The 15249-nt window shown below is 73.6% G+C and carries 12 protein-coding genes; 8 read left to right on the top strand and 4 right to left on the bottom strand.

Annotated features, from left to right (window positions below):
• Window positions 1-74 precede the first annotated feature (74 nt).
• Window positions 75-1832, bottom strand: coding sequence for an Hsp70 family protein (locus tag JNK12_13510; GenBank protein MBL8776953.1), 1758 nt, complete (start codon window positions 1830-1832; stop codon window positions 75-77).
• A gap of 143 nt (window positions 1833-1975) precedes the next feature.
• Between JNK12_13510 and JNK12_13515 the strand changes: the two genes are divergently transcribed.
• The 5 genes from JNK12_13515 (at window position 1976) to JNK12_13535 (ending at window position 8618) form a co-directional block, all read left to right on the top strand.
• On the top strand, window positions 1976-3829 hold the full coding sequence (locus JNK12_13515) for a dynamin family protein (protein MBL8776954.1): 1854 nt from the start codon (window positions 1976-1978) through the stop codon (window positions 3827-3829).
• Window positions 3822-6653, top strand: coding sequence for a protein kinase (locus tag JNK12_13520; protein MBL8776955.1), 2832 nt, complete (start codon window positions 3822-3824; stop codon window positions 6651-6653). The genes JNK12_13515 and JNK12_13520 overlap by 8 nt, the downstream gene beginning before the upstream one ends.
• Window positions 6654-6695: 42 nt before the next feature.
• Window positions 6696-7025 (top strand): hypothetical protein, encoded by a 330-nt coding sequence (locus JNK12_13525; protein ID MBL8776956.1) that lies wholly within the window; start codon window positions 6696-6698, stop codon window positions 7023-7025.
• 122 nt (window positions 7026-7147) lie between these two features.
• Complete coding sequence (locus JNK12_13530) at window positions 7148-7780, top strand: helix-turn-helix transcriptional regulator (GenBank protein MBL8776957.1); 633 nt, start codon at window positions 7148-7150, stop codon at window positions 7778-7780.
• Window position 7781: 1 nt separating this feature from the next.
• The gene (locus JNK12_13535) at window positions 7782-8618 is read left to right on the top strand and encodes an SRPBCC domain-containing protein (protein ID MBL8776958.1); all 837 of its coding nucleotides are present in this window, start codon (window positions 7782-7784) and stop codon (window positions 8616-8618) included.
• 19 nt (window positions 8619-8637) lie between these two features.
• On the opposite strand, the gene JNK12_13540 is transcribed toward JNK12_13535, so the two are convergent.
• The gene (locus tag JNK12_13540) at window positions 8638-8922 is read right to left on the bottom strand and encodes a metal-sensitive transcriptional regulator (protein MBL8776959.1); all 285 of its coding nucleotides are present in this window, start codon (window positions 8920-8922) and stop codon (window positions 8638-8640) included.
• 94 nt (window positions 8923-9016) lie between these two features.
• Here JNK12_13540 and JNK12_13545 point away from each other — a divergent pair, with 94 nt between their 5' ends.
• The 3 genes from JNK12_13545 to JNK12_13555 are packed head-to-tail and all read left to right on the top strand — an operon-like array spanning window position 9017 to window position 11693.
• Window positions 9017-9223, top strand: coding sequence for a heavy-metal-associated domain-containing protein (locus tag JNK12_13545; GenBank protein MBL8776960.1), 207 nt, complete (start codon window positions 9017-9019; stop codon window positions 9221-9223).
• On the top strand, window positions 9220-9399 hold the full coding sequence (locus JNK12_13550) for a hypothetical protein (protein ID MBL8776961.1): 180 nt from the start codon (window positions 9220-9222) through the stop codon (window positions 9397-9399). Before JNK12_13545 ends, JNK12_13550 begins: the two co-directional genes overlap by 4 nt.
• A complete protein-coding gene (locus JNK12_13555; protein ID MBL8776962.1) occupies window positions 9396-11693 on the top strand; it encodes a copper-translocating P-type ATPase in 2298 nt (765 codons plus the stop codon). The genes JNK12_13550 and JNK12_13555 overlap by 4 nt, the downstream gene beginning before the upstream one ends.
• A gap of 19 nt (window positions 11694-11712) precedes the next feature.
• Here the strand turns inward: JNK12_13555 and JNK12_13560 are convergent, their stop codons facing one another.
• A complete protein-coding gene (locus JNK12_13560; GenBank protein MBL8776963.1) occupies window positions 11713-12480 on the bottom strand; it encodes a tetratricopeptide repeat protein in 768 nt (255 codons plus the stop codon).
• Between the two features lie 28 nt (window positions 12481-12508).
• A complete protein-coding gene (locus JNK12_13565; protein ID MBL8776964.1) occupies window positions 12509-15130 on the bottom strand; it encodes a hypothetical protein in 2622 nt (873 codons plus the stop codon).
• Between the last annotated feature and the right edge of the window lie 119 nt (window positions 15131-15249).

Consider the following 15249-nt stretch of genomic DNA (forward strand, 5'->3'; position numbering starts at 1 on the left):
AATGCCAGTACCGTCGGCCGGCGCCGACCGCGACTGGAGCGCGTCTCGTCGCCTTCGGTCGCCCACGGGTGTGCTCAGCCCAGCCGTCGAGGCGAGTCGAACAGCAAGGTGCGCTGGCCCAGAAGCACGTGGGTGCCGGGCTGGATGGTGACGGCGTGGCCGGGCACGACGGGCGTCCAGTTGGAGCCGCCGTAGGCCGTGAAGGTGCCGTTGGCGGACATGCAGTCGGACAGGCGCACGTCCCACTCGTCGAGCTCGAGACGGGCGTGCACCCGTGAGATCGAACGGCCGGGGTCGGCGACGATGAGGGGGAGGGCGTCGCCCTTCTGCACGGCCTCGTCGTTGTCGGGGTCGCGGCCGAGGACGTAGTCGCGATCGGCCACGAAGGTCTGCCCGTCGTCGAGCACGATCACCCCGAGGGGTGGGCGTGGTCCCTGGCGCACGTCGGCGCCGCTGCGGCTGAGGGGCTCGCCGCAGGTGGCGCAGTAGGCCAGGCGGGGATCGTTGAAGTGCTGGTTGGCGCAGTAGATGCCCGGCACCATGACCGCGCCGGCGGCCTGGGCCAGGAGCGCCGGGGTGACCTGCACGGTGGGGCCGGAGACGGCGGAGTCCTGCGCGAGCGACACGTCGGGCTCGATGGCCTGGCGCTCGAGGGGGGTGATGATCGAGGTGGGCGGCAGGTTGGCCATCTGCTCGCCGGTGGGGGGCTCGGCGAGCGAGACGGCGCTGGGCTCGGCGGGCTGCTCCTTGGCCATGGCCGCCCGGGTGCCGACCGCCGACGCGGCGTGCAGCGCGGCGCCGAGGGCGATGGCGTGCTTGGGGTGCGCGTCCACCACGACGGGGCGGCCGATCTCGGCGCCGATGAGCTGGCCCACCAGCGGGATGCGCGACGAGCCGCCGACCAACAGCACCTTGTCGACCTGCGCGGGCTGCACGCCGGCGGACTCCATGGCGCGGCGCATGGTGTTCACCGTGTCGACCAGGGTGGGCCGGATGATGGCCTCGAATTCGGCGCGGGTCATGCGCACCCGCGTGACCTTGTTGGGCAGCCAGACCTTGATGGACGCCTCGGTGTCGGAGGAGAGCACCTCCTTCGCGATGGTGCAGTCCTCGCGGAGGGCGACGATGGCCTCGACCGCCTCGGGGTCGTTCGGGTCGAGGTCCTGGATGGCGCCGTCGGTGGCCTCGTTGACGAAGTTCAGGACCGCCTCGTCGAAGTCGATCCCGCCGAGGCGCTCGATGCCCTCGGGCTCACCGAGCATCTCGAACGAGTCGTCGGTCTTGCGCAGCACCGCGGCGTCGAAGGTGCCGCCGCCGAGGTCGTAGACCGCGAGGACCTCGCCGGCCGCCATCTTCTCGGTGGAGGCGTAGTAGATCGCCGCGGCCTCGGGCTCGGACAGCAGCGAGGTGCCTTCGAGGTCGACCCGGCGCACGGCCTGCGCCAGCAGGTCCTTCTTGTACGGGCCCCAGTTGGCCGGGTGGGTGACGGTGACGGAGTTGGGTCGGCCGCCCTCGAGCGAGGCCACCGCCTCGGACACCGACTTGAGGAGGCGCTCGGAGAGCGCGTCCGCCGAGAACGGGGTGCCGCCGAGGAGCAGCGGCGTGGGGTCGCCGACCCGTCGTTTGAACTCGCGGGCCATGCGAGACGGGTCGGAGAGTCCTCGGTTGAGCGCCGGGTGGCCGATGACGACGGTGCCGTCGGGGCCGACCCACACGACCGAGGGAATGGCGGCGGTGCGGTAGTCGAGCGAGGCGATCTCCACCCGGCCGCCGCGCGCCACGGCAGCCGCGGTGAAGGTGGTGCCCAGGTCGACGCCGAGTTGGAAGCTCATCGCGGTCCCTTCAAGGTGCCTGACCTTATCCTTCTCACCCCTACCCTTCCCGCCAGGCAATACCCTTGCGGCACGACACGTGGGGGGCCGGGTGCAGTGCAGGCCTCCCGAAGGCCCGGCGAACGTCGCCAGGAACGGACCAGATGACCGATCTGCGGGGAACGATACGGGCGACGGCCGACATCGCCGCCCGGCGCGGCCGCACGGATCTGGTCGAGCGGCTCGAGCGCGCCCAGCGCCACCGCAGCGACGGCACCACCCGCGTGGTGGTGGTCGGGGACTTCAAGTCCGGCAAGAGCTCGCTCGTCAACGCGCTGGTGGGCACCGACGCCTGCCCGGTGGACGACGACCTCGCCACCGCGGTGCTCACCTCGGTGGCCCACGCCCCCGAGCCCCAGGCCTCGGTGGCCTACAAGGGCGAGCAGGGTGAGCCCGTGGCCGGATCCACCGTGCGCCTCGACCAGCTCGGCGAGCTGGTCGAGCGGGGGAGCCACGAGGGCCATGCGCTCGCGTCGATCGCGGTCGGCGTGCCCAGCCCCCTCCTGGCCGGCGGGCTCGAGCTCATCGACACCCCGGTCATGGGGGGCCTCGACTCGCCCGAGGCGGTGGCCACCCTGATGGGGCTGCCGTTCGTCGACGCCCTGCTCTTCGTGTCCGACACCTCACAGGAGTACACGGCGCCCGAGCTCGAGTACCTCCGACAGGCGACCGAGGCGGACACCGACGTCATCTGCGTGATGAGCAAGATCGACCTGCACCCCCAATGGCGCCGCATCCTCGAGATCGACGAAGGCCATCTGCGCGCCGCGGGCCTCGAACCGCCGCTGTTGGCCACCTCCGCCCGGCTCCACGAGCTCGCGGAGACCTACGGGGACGAGGCCTACGCGGTCGAGTCGGGCATCCCGGCCCTGCGCCAGCACCTCATCCGCGAGGTCGTGATCCCTGCGAACGCCGCTCGTGACCAGGCCGCGGTGGCCGAGGTGGTCGGCGTGCTCGACCAGCTCGAGAGCGTGCTGCGGGCCGAGCAGGCCGCGCTCAGCGCGGACATCGCCGGGCCCTCGGTGGACGAGCTGCGCACCTCCAACCAGCGCGCGTCCGACCTGCTGGGCGAGAGCGCCCGGTGGCGTCACGTGCTCGCCGACGGCATCGAGGACCTGCGCAACGACGTGCACCACGAGCTCGCCGTGCGTCTCCGCGACCTCGGCCACGCCGCCGGCGAGATGGTCGACGCGGGCGATCCCATCTCGCTCGAGGAGGACTACTCCAACTGGGTCTCCCGGCGCGCCGCGGCGGTGGTCTCCGAGTGCTTCCAGCTCGTGGCCCGGCGCGGCGAGGAGCTCGCCGAAGCGGTGGTGGCCGAGCTCTCCTCCGCCACGGCCGGCCTGCTCGTCTCCCTCGAGGTGGCCCTCGCTGGGGAGCCGACGGACCAGCTCTCGTTCACCTCGCACTCCACCTCGGCCGACGACGACGAGGACAAGGTGCTGGTGGCCATCGGCGGCGCGTGGGGCGGCATGGAGCCGCTCCTCGGTGTGGCGGGCATGATCGGCCTCGGCGTGGGTGGCGTGGTCGCCGCCCCCGTGCTGCTGGCGGTGGCGGGCGTGGCCGGCGTCCTCACCGTGGGCCGTGCCTTCCGGCAAGAGCGACGCAAGGCGTTGAGCGCCGAGCGCCAACGGGTCAAAGAGGAGTACCGCGAGTACCTCGGCGAGGTGCAGGTGCGCTTCACCAAGGCGCTCGACGATGCCGTCCGGAGCCTCCAGCGCCAGTTGCGCGACGGGGCCACCACGCGACTCACCGAGTTGCAGCGCTCCACCCGGTCCGCCCTCGAGGCCACCGAGCGAGCCGCTACGGTCGACGACGCCGCACGGGCGTCAGGGGTCGACGAGCTCGCCCGCGAGCTCGCCGCAGTGGCGGAACTACGGGATCAGGCCCGCAGCGAGGTGCGGGCCACGTTGGCGGCAGTGCCCGGTGCGCCGGGCGGGAGGAGCACCGATGGCTGACGAGAAGGTCGACATCAAGGTCCCGGGGGTCGGCTCGCTGCGCCTCGTGCGCCGAGGCGACCACAGCGCGCTCTACCGGGGGGTGCAGGAGAACTTCAACCGCGAGGTGGCGGTCAAGGCCTTCACCGTCAAGGCCCTCGACCGGGCCGCCCAGGCCCGCTTCGAACAGGAGTGCGCGGCGATGGGCGTCATCTCCGTCCATCCGCACACCCTCACCGTGTTCGACTCGGGCGTGGCCAAGCGCCGGCCCTACATCGTCACCGAGTGGCTCAGCCGCGGCAACGAGCACGACCGCCTCGTGCGGTCGGGCCCCTTCGACTGGCGCGAGGCCGCCGACATCGGGGTGAAGGTGGCCGGCGCCCTCGAGAGCGCCCACCGGGCCGGGGTCCTCCACCAGAACCTGAAGCCCCACAACGTGTTCGTGAGCCCGCTCGGCGAGCCCCTCCTCGGCGACTTCGAGGTGTCGCCCGCGGGGTCGTTCGTCACCCGCAGCGGCGATCCCCGCGACACCCAGATGCACGCCGCACCCGAGCTCTTCACCGGCGGCCAGCAGTCGGTCGCCTCCGACATCTACTCCCTCGGTTCGATCATCTTCACGCTGATCGCCGGCCACCCGCCCTTCGAGGTGGACGAGGAGGAGCCGCTCGTTCGGGTGATCGCCCGGGCCGCGAGCGACCCCGTGCCCGATCTCCGCCCGACCGGCGTGCCCCCGGGGGTGTGCGGGGTGCTCGAGTGGGCCATGGCCAAGGCCCCCGGCGAGCGACCGCCGACCGTGCGCGAGCTCGGTCGGTTCCTCCAGGCGGCGCAGCAGGCCGCCGGCCAGCCGCCGACCCGCCTGGCGCTGCTGCCCGAGACCGACGCCGACCGGGCCCTGCCCCTCCCGGCTCTGCCCGCCGCGCTCCTCACCCGCGGCGGCGCGCCCGCCGCCCCTCCGGGCCCGCCCGTTTCGGCGGCACCGGCACCGGCACCACCACCGGCCGCACCGGCACCGCCGACGCCGGCGGCGCCGCCCCCGCCGGCTCCCGTGCCCGGGGCTCCTCCGCCCCCGCCGGCGGCCGCGCCTCCCGTGCCCGCTCCGGCCGCGCCTGCACCTCCGCCGGCCGCCCCCGCACCTCCGCCGGCCGTGCCTGCACCTCCGCCGGCCGCCCCCGCACCCCCGCCCGCCGCGCCGGCGCCGGTCCCCGGTGCCCCGCCGCCGCCCCCGGCCACGCCGGACGTGCCGGTCCCTCCGCCGGCGCCCGAGCCGGTCGCGGCCCCGCCGGCGCCCGAGCCGGTCGCGGCTCCGCCGGCGCCCGAGCCGGTCGCCCCCGCCGCGGCGGCGTCGACGCCGGTCGAGATCGATTCGTCGCTGCCCCTGGCCACCCAGACGCGCCAACTGCTGCGGGCGGCCCTCGCCGCCTACGCCGACCGCCCTGGCGGCGAGCGCCTGCGCCAGGCCGAGGCCCGACTCGACGACCCCTTGCGGGTGGCCATCGCCGGGAAGGTGAAGGCGGGCAAGTCCACGCTGCTCAACGCCCTCGTCGGTGACGAGCTCGCGCCGACCGATGCCGGCGAGTGCACGAAGATCGTGGCCTGGTACACGAACGGCAACACGTACCGCGCCACGCTGTTCCCGTCGGGCGCCGAGCCGCGCCAGACCCCGTTCTCCCGGGAGCACGGCGCCATCGAGGTCGACCTCCAAGGCCTCGACCCGGGCGACATCGACCGCATCGTCGTGGAGTGGCCGTCCGCGTCGCTGGCCGCGATGACCCTCATCGACACCCCGGGGCTGGCTTCGGTCTCCGAGGAGATCTCCAAGCGCACCGAGGACTTCCTGGCGCTCGAGAACGACCGCGACACCCCGGCCGACGCGGTGCTCTACCTGATGCGCCACTTCCACCGCAGCGACGCACGCTTCCTGGAGGCGTTCCACGCCGAGGAGCTGGCCCACCCGTCGCCCGTCAACGCCATCGCCATCCTGTCCCGCGCCGACGAGCTGGGCTCCGGCCGGCCCGACGCCCTCGAATCCGCGCAACGGGTGGCGACCCGCTACCGCGGCGACGCCCGCATCCGTCGGCTCTGCCAGACGGTGCTCCCGGTGGCCGGGCTCCTCGCCCAGTCGGGCGCCACGTTGCGCGAGGCCGAGTACCAGGCCCTCGCGGCCATCGCCGCGCTCCCGCCCGAGCGCCTGGGGCTGCTCCTCGCGTCGGCCGACCGGTTCGTGGCCGACGATCCCGAGGTGCCCCTCACCCAGGTCGAGCGTGCCGACCTGGTGCGCCGTCTCGGGCTGTTCGGCGTGGGACTCGCCGTGCAGCTCATCGCCGCCGGCGAGGCGCCCGACTCGGACACGCTCTCGACCGCGCTGGTCGAGCGCAGCGGCGTCGAGGACCTCCGCCGGGTGCTCATGACCCAGTTCGCCGCCCGTCGCGAGCTACTCAAGGCCCGGGCCGCCCTGTTGGTGCTCCAGGCCGTGCTGCGCGACGACCCCATCGCCGCCAGCCCCGACCTCGCCTTCGCCCTCGAGCGGGTGCAGGCCGGCGCCCACGAGTTCACCGAGCTGCGCCTGTTCAACGCGTTCCGTTCGGGAGCCATCACCTTCCGCCCCGAGGAGGAGGACGAGGTCGACCGCCTGCTGGGCGCGCTCGGCACGTCGCCCGCCGCCCGCCTGGGCCTCGCGGAGGACGCCTCCACCGACGCCCTGCGCACGGCCCTCTTCGAGACGATCGCCCGCTGGCGTCAGCGGGCCGAGAGCCCCATGACCTCCCGCGACGTCGCCGAGGCCGCTGCGGTCCTCGTGCGCAGCTGCGAGGGCATGCTCGCCACGATGACCGCCGTCCCCGCCTGAGCCGATGCCGCGGCGACGGCCGACGGCGCGATGATCGCGGGCGTGCGCAGCGATCCGAGCATGGCCTTGGTGGCCGTCGTCGTCGTGGTCGCGGTGGTGCTGCTGTCACGCCACGGGCGCACCTGGTGGCACCGTCACACCGGCGAGCACCACCCGGCCCGGGTGGGTCGCCTCCTCATCGCCGGCCTCGCGCTCCTGGGCCTCGGCGCCCTGACGGCCGGCATGGCGCTGGGCGCCGGAGGGGACGCGACCGCGGACCCACAACCCGACCTCGACGACGATCGCGTCACCTCGTCGGGGAGCGCGACCGAGGGACCGGTCCCGGCGCCGCCGGAGACCGACGCGCCCGTCACCGGCACCGCCGGCAGCTGACGTCCGGACAGCCGACGCCTCGGCGCTGATGCCCCGGGGCCCCGGACCGCCGGGAGGGGCCAGCCCGCGGCCTCACCTGGGCACGTATTGACAAATCTTCTTGTCTAATACAGGATGGCGCCGTGCCCGTCGCCGACATCGAGGTGCTGGACGAGCCGGCCGCGGCAGCCGCCGTGCTCGACCCCATGCGCTCGCGGATCCTCGCTGCCCTCCGCGAGCCGGGTTCGGCCACCTCGGTGTCCGCCGTTCTCGGGGAGCCCCGCCAGAAGGTGAACTACCACCTGCGCGCCCTCGAGGCCGTCGGCCTCGTCGAGCTCGTCGAGGAGCGTCCCCGTCGCGGCCTGACCGAGCGGGTCGTGGTCGCCTCGGCCCGCTCGTACGTCGTGTCCACGACCGCCCTCGGCGCGGGTGGCGCCGATCCGTCCCGCACCGACCGCTGGTCCAGCCGCTACCTGGTCGCCCTCGGTGCCCGCATGGTCCGCGAGGTCGGTGCCCTCGCCCGCGGCGCCGAGCGTGCCGGTCGCCCCCTCGCGACCCTCGCCCTCGACACCGAGGTCCGGTTCGCGTCGGCGGCCGACCGGGCCGCCTTCACCGACGAGCTGGCCGCTTCGGTGCGCTCGCTCGTGGCGCGCTACCACGACGAGTCCGCGCCAGGAGGCCGGCGCCACCGTCTGGTGGTCGCCGCCCACCCCCTTCCCCGAACCGCCACCACTGATCCCCGGGATGCCCCGGACCGCGACCAACAGGAGCGCTGACGTGCCCGACTCCACCTCCCCCGACCCGACGGCCGAGCCGAGCTCGTCGTCCGGGCCCGCGCGCAACATCGAGCTCGAGGTCGAGGTGGCGGGCACACCCGAGGAGGTGTGGCGGGCCATCGCCACCGGCCCCGGCATCTCGTCCTGGTACGTCCCCCACACCGTCGAGGAGCGCGAGGGAGGCGCGGCCATGGCCTCGTTCGGCCCGGGGCCGGAGATGCAGATCCCCGGGCGGGTCGCGGCCTGGGAGCCGCCCCACCGCATCGTCTTCGACGGTGGTGAGGACGCCGGCGGGCTCGCCTTCGAGTGGCTCGTCGAGGCGCGCGACGGCGGGACGTGCATCGTGCGGTTGGTGAACTCCGGCTTCGGCTCGGGCGAGCCCTGGGACGACCAGTACGACGGCATGGCCGAGGGTTGGCTCCTGTTCCTGCGCAACCTCCAGCTGCACTGCGAGCACTTCCGGGGTCAGAGCGCCACGGCGGTGCTTCCCATGGCCATGTGGCCCGGGCCCCGGGCGGCCACCTGGGCGGCGCTGTGCGACGGCCTCGGCCTGCCGGCGTCCCCGTCGGTCGGGGACCGGGTGGCGGTCACCTCCCCGGACGCACCCCCGCTCGGTGGCACCGTGCTCGACGCGGAGTCGTGGCGCCTCGCCCTCCTGCTCGACGAACCCGCCGCGGGCACCGCCTTCCTCGCCGCCGAGGGCGACGGCGACGAGGTGGGGGTGTCGGTCTGGTCCTACCTCTACGGCGAGGCGGGCGCAGCCGCCGCGGCACGCGACGAGCCCCGCTGGTGGTCCTGGCTGGGGGAGCGCGCCGCGGCGCCGCCGACGGCGGGCTGACGGCCGCGGTCGGCGCCGCTCAGCGCGACAGCATCCGGCCGACGGCCGACATCAGCTCCTCGGCCTGCGCGTCGGGCTCGGTCGGCCCGCCGTGGCCGCCGACGAGGCAGTGGCGGACGTGGCCGTCGAGCAGGCCCAGGGCGACGTTCTCGAGCGCGGCGCGCACGGCGTTGATCTGGGTGAGCACGTCGATGCAGTAGCGGTCCTCGTCGACCATCTTCGACACGCCCCGCACTTGGCCTTCGATGCGGGCGAGGCGCGCTCGCAGCTGGTCCTTGCTGGCGGTGTAGCCCCGGGCGGCCATGGGCCCTCCTCGCGTCGGTCGGGATGGTGGCGGGTTGACGTCATACCCCCAGGGGGTAGACTATACCCATACAGGGTATCTGTAGGAGGACGACATGACCAGCACCACCTATCGCGTCGAGGGCATGACCTGCGAGCACTGCGTCCGCGCCGTGAGCGAAGAGGTCGGCGCACTCGCCGGTGTCACCGACGTGCAGGTCGACCTGGCCACCGGGGAGGTGGCCGTCACGAGCAGCGCCCCGCTGGAGGCGCGGGCGGTCCGGGACGCCGTCGACGAGGCGGGTTACGAGCTGGTGGCATGACCGGGGGTCGCTCGGTCGCCGCGAAGCTGGCCGGGTTCGCGCTCGCCCTCGTGGCGGTCTTCGCGATCGGCTTCGGCATCGGGGCCGCGACCGAGCCCGATGCCGATCAGCCCGCGCCGGGGGCCCCGACCTCCACCACGATGCCGGCGGGCATGGACATGGACCACGGCTCATGAGCGCCGGCACTGGCATCGATGCCGACCTCGCGCCCGGTGGCCAGGAGATCGACCTGGCCATCGGCGGGATGACCTGCGCCTCGTGCGCCGCCCGGGTGGAGAAGCGCCTCAACCGGATGGACGGAGTCACCGCAGAGGTGAACTTCGCCACCGAGAAGGCCCGCGTCCGGGTTCCCGAAGGAGTCGACGCCGACGACCTGATCGCCGAGGTGGAGGCCACCGGGTACACCGCCTCGCTCCCCGTCGCTCGGGACGCGACGAGCGCGTCAGGCGACGGGGCCGGTGGGCCGGCGCCCGACGAGGACGACCCCGAGGTGGCGTCGCTGCGTCAACGCCTCGTGGTGTCGACCCTCCTGACCGTCCCCGTGGTCGCCATGGCCATGATCCCGGCGCTCCAGTTCGACCACTGGCAGTGGCTGTCGCTGACGTTGGCGGCGCCGGTCGTGGTCTGGGGCGCGGCGCCGTTCCACCGCGCCGCCTGGGTGAACCTCCGCCACGGGGCGGCCACCATGGACACCCTCATCTCGGTCGGCGTGATCGCCGCTTTCGGGTGGTCCCTGTACGCGTTGTTCCTCGGCGAGGCCGGGAACCCCGGCATGACCATGGCGTTCGACGTGACCCCCACCCAGGGGGGCGGCCAGCACGACATCTACCTCGAGGTGGCGTCCGCGGTCACGGTGTTCATCCTCGCCGGCCGCTACTTCGAGGCGCGGGCGAAACGCCGGTCGGGCGCGGCCCTCCGGGCCCTGCTCGAGCTGGGGGCCAAGGACGTCGCCATCGTGCGCGACGGTGCCGAGGTGCGCGTCCCGGTCGACCAGCTGGCCGTGGGTGACCAGTTCGTGGCTCGCCCCGGCGAGAAGCTCGCCACCGACGGCGTGGTCGTCGACGGCACGTCCGCCATCGACGCCTCCCTGCTGACGGGCGAGCCGGTGCCGGTCGAGGTCGGGCCCGGCGACGCCGTCGTCGGCGCCACGGTCAACGCCGGGGGCCGCCTGGTGGTGCGGGCCACCCGGGTGGGCGGTGACACGCAGTTGGCCCAGATGGCCCGGCTCGTCGAGTCCGCCCAGATGGGCAAGGCCCCGGTGCAGCGCCTCGCCGACCGCGTCTCCGCGGTCTTCGTCCCCGTCGTGATCGCCCTCGCCGTCGGCACCCTCGGCTTCTGGTTGGGGCGGGGCGAGCCGGCCACGACCGCGTTCACCGCCGCGGTCTCGGTGCTCATCATCGCCTGCCCCTGTGCCCTCGGTCTCGCCACTCCCACGGCACTGCTCGTCGGCACGGGCCGTGGTGCCCAGCTCGGCATCCTCATCAAGGGGCCGGAGGTGCTCGAGTCCACCCGTGAGGTGGACACCATCGTGTTGGACAAGACGGGCACGGTGACCACCGGCGCGATGGCGCTCGTCGAGGTCCACACCGCCGACGGGGTGGACGAGGGCGAGGCCCTCCGCCTCGTCGGTGCCCTCGAGGACGCCAGCGAGCACCCCATCGCCCGTGCCATCGCCGACGCGGCCCGCGAGCGGGTGGGGTCGCTCCCGGCGGTCGAATCGTTCGTGAATCGGGCCGGCCTGGGCGTCGAGGGGGTGGTCGAGGGTTCCGCCGTGGTGGCCGGGCGGCCGCGCCTCCTGGCCGACTGGTCGCTGCGCCTCCCCGACGACCTGGAGGCGGCACGGCTCGCGGCCGAGGACCTTGGCCGCACCGCCGTCGTCGCTGCATGGGACGGCGAGGTCCGGGCCCTCCTGGTCGTGGCCGACACCCCCAAGGTGACGTCGGCGGAGGCGGTGGCCGACCTCCGCCGCCTCGGTCTGCGGCCCGTGCTGCTCACCGGTGACAACGAGCGCGCCGCCCACGCCGTGGCCGCCGTCGTCGGCATCGACGACGTCATCGCCGAGGTGCTGCCGCAGGACAAGGTGGCGGCGGTCGCCCGGCTCCAGCGCGAGGGGGCGGTCGTGGCCATGGTCGGCGACGGGGTCAACGACGCCGCCGCGCTGGCCCAGGCCGACCTCGGCCTCGCCATGGGCACCGGCACCGACGCGGCCATCGAGGCCAGCGACCTGACCCTCGTCCGGGGCGACCTCCGCGCCGCCACCGACGCCATCCGCCTGTCGCGCCGGACCCTGCGCACCATCAAGGGCAACCTCTTCTGGGCCTTCGCCTACAACGTGGCCGCCCTGCCCCTCGCCGCCGCCGGCCTGCTCAACCCGCTCATCGCCGGCGCGGCCATGGCCTTCTCCAGCGTCTTCGTGGTGACCAACAGCCTCCGCCTGCGCCGCTTCCGGCCCCTCCACGCTCCGTCCTGATCCCCGCCTCCGGGAGGGGTCAGGGGGAGGCGAGGGCCTCGGCGGCGGTGAGGCGCTCCTCCACCGCCGTGCGCTGCTCGGGGGAGAGCTCGTCGCCGGCGAGGAGGCGCCGGAACAGCTCGGCTGCGCCGGCGGGGTCGTCGAGGCCGGAGAGGCGCACGTTGGCGAGGTACCACGTGGCGTTGCGCTCGCCGGGGGTCAGGTCGAGGGCCTCCTCCAGCAGGGTGGCGCCCCGTTCGGGCTTGCCCAGCAGGGCCAGGCTCCAGCCGAGGTCGCGCAGCGCCCGCTGACGCTCGACGTCGGTGCCGGCCTGGGCCCGGGCGAGCCGGGCCTGGTCGCGGGCGAGGGTGATGTCCCCGGTGGTCAGGTAGCGCTCGGCGAGGGTGAGGCGCAGCGCCACCGGCGCCGACTCGTCGGCCACCTCGGTCTCGAGCTGGGCGAGGGTGAACGACTCGTACTGGTCGCTGTCGTCGAGCGACGGGTGGTCCGCCGGCAGGCTCGCATCGGGCGCGACGACCGGGTCCGGGTCGGCGCCCTCGGTGGGGTCGCTGCTGTCGGACCCGTCGCGGAAGGCGGCGAGGAAGAGGCCGACGGCGAGGGCGAGCACACAGGCGACCGCCAGCTTGGCCCCGCTCGGCCAGCGCGGCCCGTCGTCCAGGTCGGCCTGCTGGGCGCCGGCGCCGAGGGGGCCCGAAGCGTCGTCGTCCTCCTCGAGGCCGGCCTCGTCGGCCTCGACGGGGTCACTCCCCGGGGGAGCGACCCCGCTCGACGTCGAGGGGCGGTTCACGGCGTTCGCCGCGAGGGGTGCGCCGCCGTCACTCGTCGATGCAGTCGAGGATGCTGGCGCCTTCCCGGTTCTGCGGGCCTTCACAGGCGAGCACCCGGCCCTGGCCGGAGTCGGCCGAGACCACCTCGGTCACGACCAGATTGTCGACCAGGTCGTCGGGGTCGTCGATGCGGGCCGACTCGGGCATCTCACCGGCGTCGTTCTGCGCCTCGGCCAGCGCCCGGATGAAGTACGGGGGCAGGTGGCGGAAGTGCATGGTGGCGGTGACCGTGACCGCGGCGCCGTCGGCGATCTGGCTGGTGTCGAAGACGTAGGGGATGACCAGCTCGCTCTGGTCCTCGCCGTCGGCGTTGAGGCGGGTGGGGTTGAGGACCCGCATGGAGAGGTCGTCGGCGATGCGGGCCCGCTCCTTCACCACGCCGCCGAGGAACGTCTGGTAGGGGACCTCCTCGAACACGCCGTCGTCGTTCTGGTCGCCGTCGGTGAGGATGCGCTGGAAGTTGGCCAGCCAGGGGTCGCAGTCCTCCTGGGTGCCGGCGAGGAGGATGTTCGAGTTGCTGAACTCGGCGGGGTCGAGGCCCAGGGCGTCGGCGGCGACCAACGGGTCGCACTGGGGCAGGTCCTGGGTCTGGCTCTCGATCTCACCGGACCCGCAGGCCGACTCGGCCCCGATGCCGAAGTCGACCAGGCACACGTCTTCGCCGTCGGCGGTGGTGGCGGTGACCTCGAGCCAGAACTGGCGGGCGAAGGCGAAGCCGGTGGGGAAGTTGTGGCCCAACAGGTTGTTGCTGACGGTGACGTCCGCCTCGAACTGGTCGCCGTTGACGGTGTCGCCGTCGACGTTGTCGACCTTCAGCGTGACGGCCGAACCGATGAGCGCCTCGCGCTCGGCGAGCACCTCGTCGAAGACCTCCTGGTCGCCGTACGAGTCGATGTCGAGGTCGTAGTCCACGCCGATGAAGGTGTGCGACCGCACGTCGCGGTCCGGGTTGGGCAACAGGCCGGGGGCGACGTCGACGACCGGTGCCTCGCCGTCGCCCTCGGTGGGCATGTGGCAGCTCGTGCAGCCGAGCGGGGCGGCGAGGGTCTGGTCGGGGTTGTCGGCGAAGCGGTCGCTGAAGCCGACGACGTAGTCCTGCCACTCGTCGTAGGTGGTCTGCAGGACGAGGTCGTCGAGGTTGCCGTCCTCGTCCGAGTCGTCCACCTCGTTCTGGTCGAGGATGAAGTCGCCGTCCTCGTCGGAGGTGGCCTCGGCCCCGACGAGCCCCTGCTGGGCGCCTTCGACCGGGCTGAGCCCGTCGCCGTCGATGTCGACGGCCACGTTGTGGCACGCCCCGCAGAGCTCGGAGCTCGTGACCTCGTCGGACCACAGGGGCTGGTCGCCGTCGATGTCGTGGAGGCGGACCGGCAGGGGGTTGGGGTCGTCGAAGAGGGGCCCGTAGAACTCGCCGTAGTAGGCGTCGCCCCCGTGCTCGATGGCGAGGGGCCCGAAGCCGGCGCGCTCGGCGGGCGCCTCGGCCTGGCTGTGGCAGGTGGTGCAGGCCACGCCGTCGGAGACGAGTGCGGGGTTGTCGCTGTCCACCGCCGGCGGGTTGTCGCCGCTGGGCTCGTCGAGGGGGAGGAGCGCGTTGATGTCGTCGGTGAACTGCGATCCGACGGGGGCGTGGCAGTTGATGCAGGACTTGGCCGCGGCGTCGTAGAGGGCCTGCTGCTCGGCGCCGCGTTCGTCGGCGAGGCGCCGGTTCTCGGCCAGCGTCACGGGCAGCTGCGCCTCCATGAGCGCGCTCGTCTGGGCGTGGGCCATGGCCGACACGCTCCACTCGTCGGCGATGTCGCTGTGGCAGTCGGCGCAGGTGTCGGCCGACGCGTACGCGCTGGCCTCGTCGCCGAGCACGGCCTGGCTCGCGCCGAGGACGTCCCACACGTGGTAACCGAGCACCACGAACAGGGCGATGGTCAGCGGGGCGTGGACGGCGCGCAGGAACTTGTAGGTGCGGATCGAGCGGCTCTGGCCACCGGTGCGCGGGAAGTTCTTGTTGACCTCGTCGGAGAGCTCGCGGACCTTGCGCCACACCTCCTGCTGCTCGGGCCCGAGCTGGGCCACGTCGGCCTCGATGTCGGCGACGGGCCGGCGACCCTCGACGAGGTCGGCGGCGAGCTGGCGGAAGCGACGGGGCTGGCCGTCGACGATCTTCGAGATGCTGACGTCGACGTTGAGGGCCTGCTTCTGGACCCCGATCAGGTGGTGGCGGCACACGCCGGCGACGGCCACGACGATGCCGAGCACCGTCAGGACCTTCCCGGATGAGAGCACGTCCTGGAAGGGGACGACCGTGGCGTGGACGAAGGCCGCCACCAGCGCCAGGATGGGCAGGTAGAGGTGGGAGCGGATCCAGGCCATGGTCCCGCCGGGGAGGGTCTTCTTCAGCGTCTTGTTGCGCTTCCGGGCGCTGTAGACGATGCCGGGCCCGGCGAAGAGCAGGAACGTGACGACACCGAGGCCGGCCACGAACAAGAGGGTGAGGGTGGCCGACGCGTCGGCTCCCTGCAGGACGAACAGCCCGCCGAATCCCGCCACCAGGAGCACGGCGCTGCCGATGCCCGCGATGAGGTTCCAGGTCCGGGACTTGATCTGGAACTTGTTTGCCAACGATCCCCCCGAGAGACGAACAGAGCGAGCCCAACCGCCCTGGTAGGTTGGCACCCTAGCTTGCAGACGGGAGCGGTTTCTGCCGCCTCCGGATCCGGGCGGAGCAGCACGCAGCACGC

It is taken from the genome of Acidimicrobiales bacterium (assembly GCA_016794585.1).
Lineage (GTDB): Bacteria > Actinomycetota > Acidimicrobiia > Acidimicrobiales > DATDAH01 > JAEUJM01.

Bases quoted from the DNA above. Each gene is read 5' to 3' on its own strand.
- JNK12_13510 (MBL8776953.1), bottom strand. From the start codon at position 1,832: ATGAGCTTCCAACTCGGCGTCGACCTGGGCACCACCTTCACCGCGGCT.
- JNK12_13515 (MBL8776954.1), top strand. From the start codon at position 1,976: ATGACCGATCTGCGGGGAACGATACGGGCGACGGCCGACATCGCCGCC.
- JNK12_13520 (MBL8776955.1), top strand. From the start codon at position 3,822: ATGGCTGACGAGAAGGTCGACATCAAGGTCCCGGGGGTCGGCTCGCTG.
- JNK12_13540 (MBL8776959.1), bottom strand. From the start codon at position 8,922: ATGGCCGCCCGGGGCTACACCGCCAGCAAGGACCAGCTGCGAGCGCGC.
- JNK12_13545 (MBL8776960.1), top strand. From the start codon at position 9,017: ATGACCAGCACCACCTATCGCGTCGAGGGCATGACCTGCGAGCACTGC.
- JNK12_13550 (MBL8776961.1), top strand. From the start codon at position 9,220: ATGACCGGGGGTCGCTCGGTCGCCGCGAAGCTGGCCGGGTTCGCGCTC.
- JNK12_13555 (MBL8776962.1), top strand. From the start codon at position 9,396: ATGAGCGCCGGCACTGGCATCGATGCCGACCTCGCGCCCGGTGGCCAG.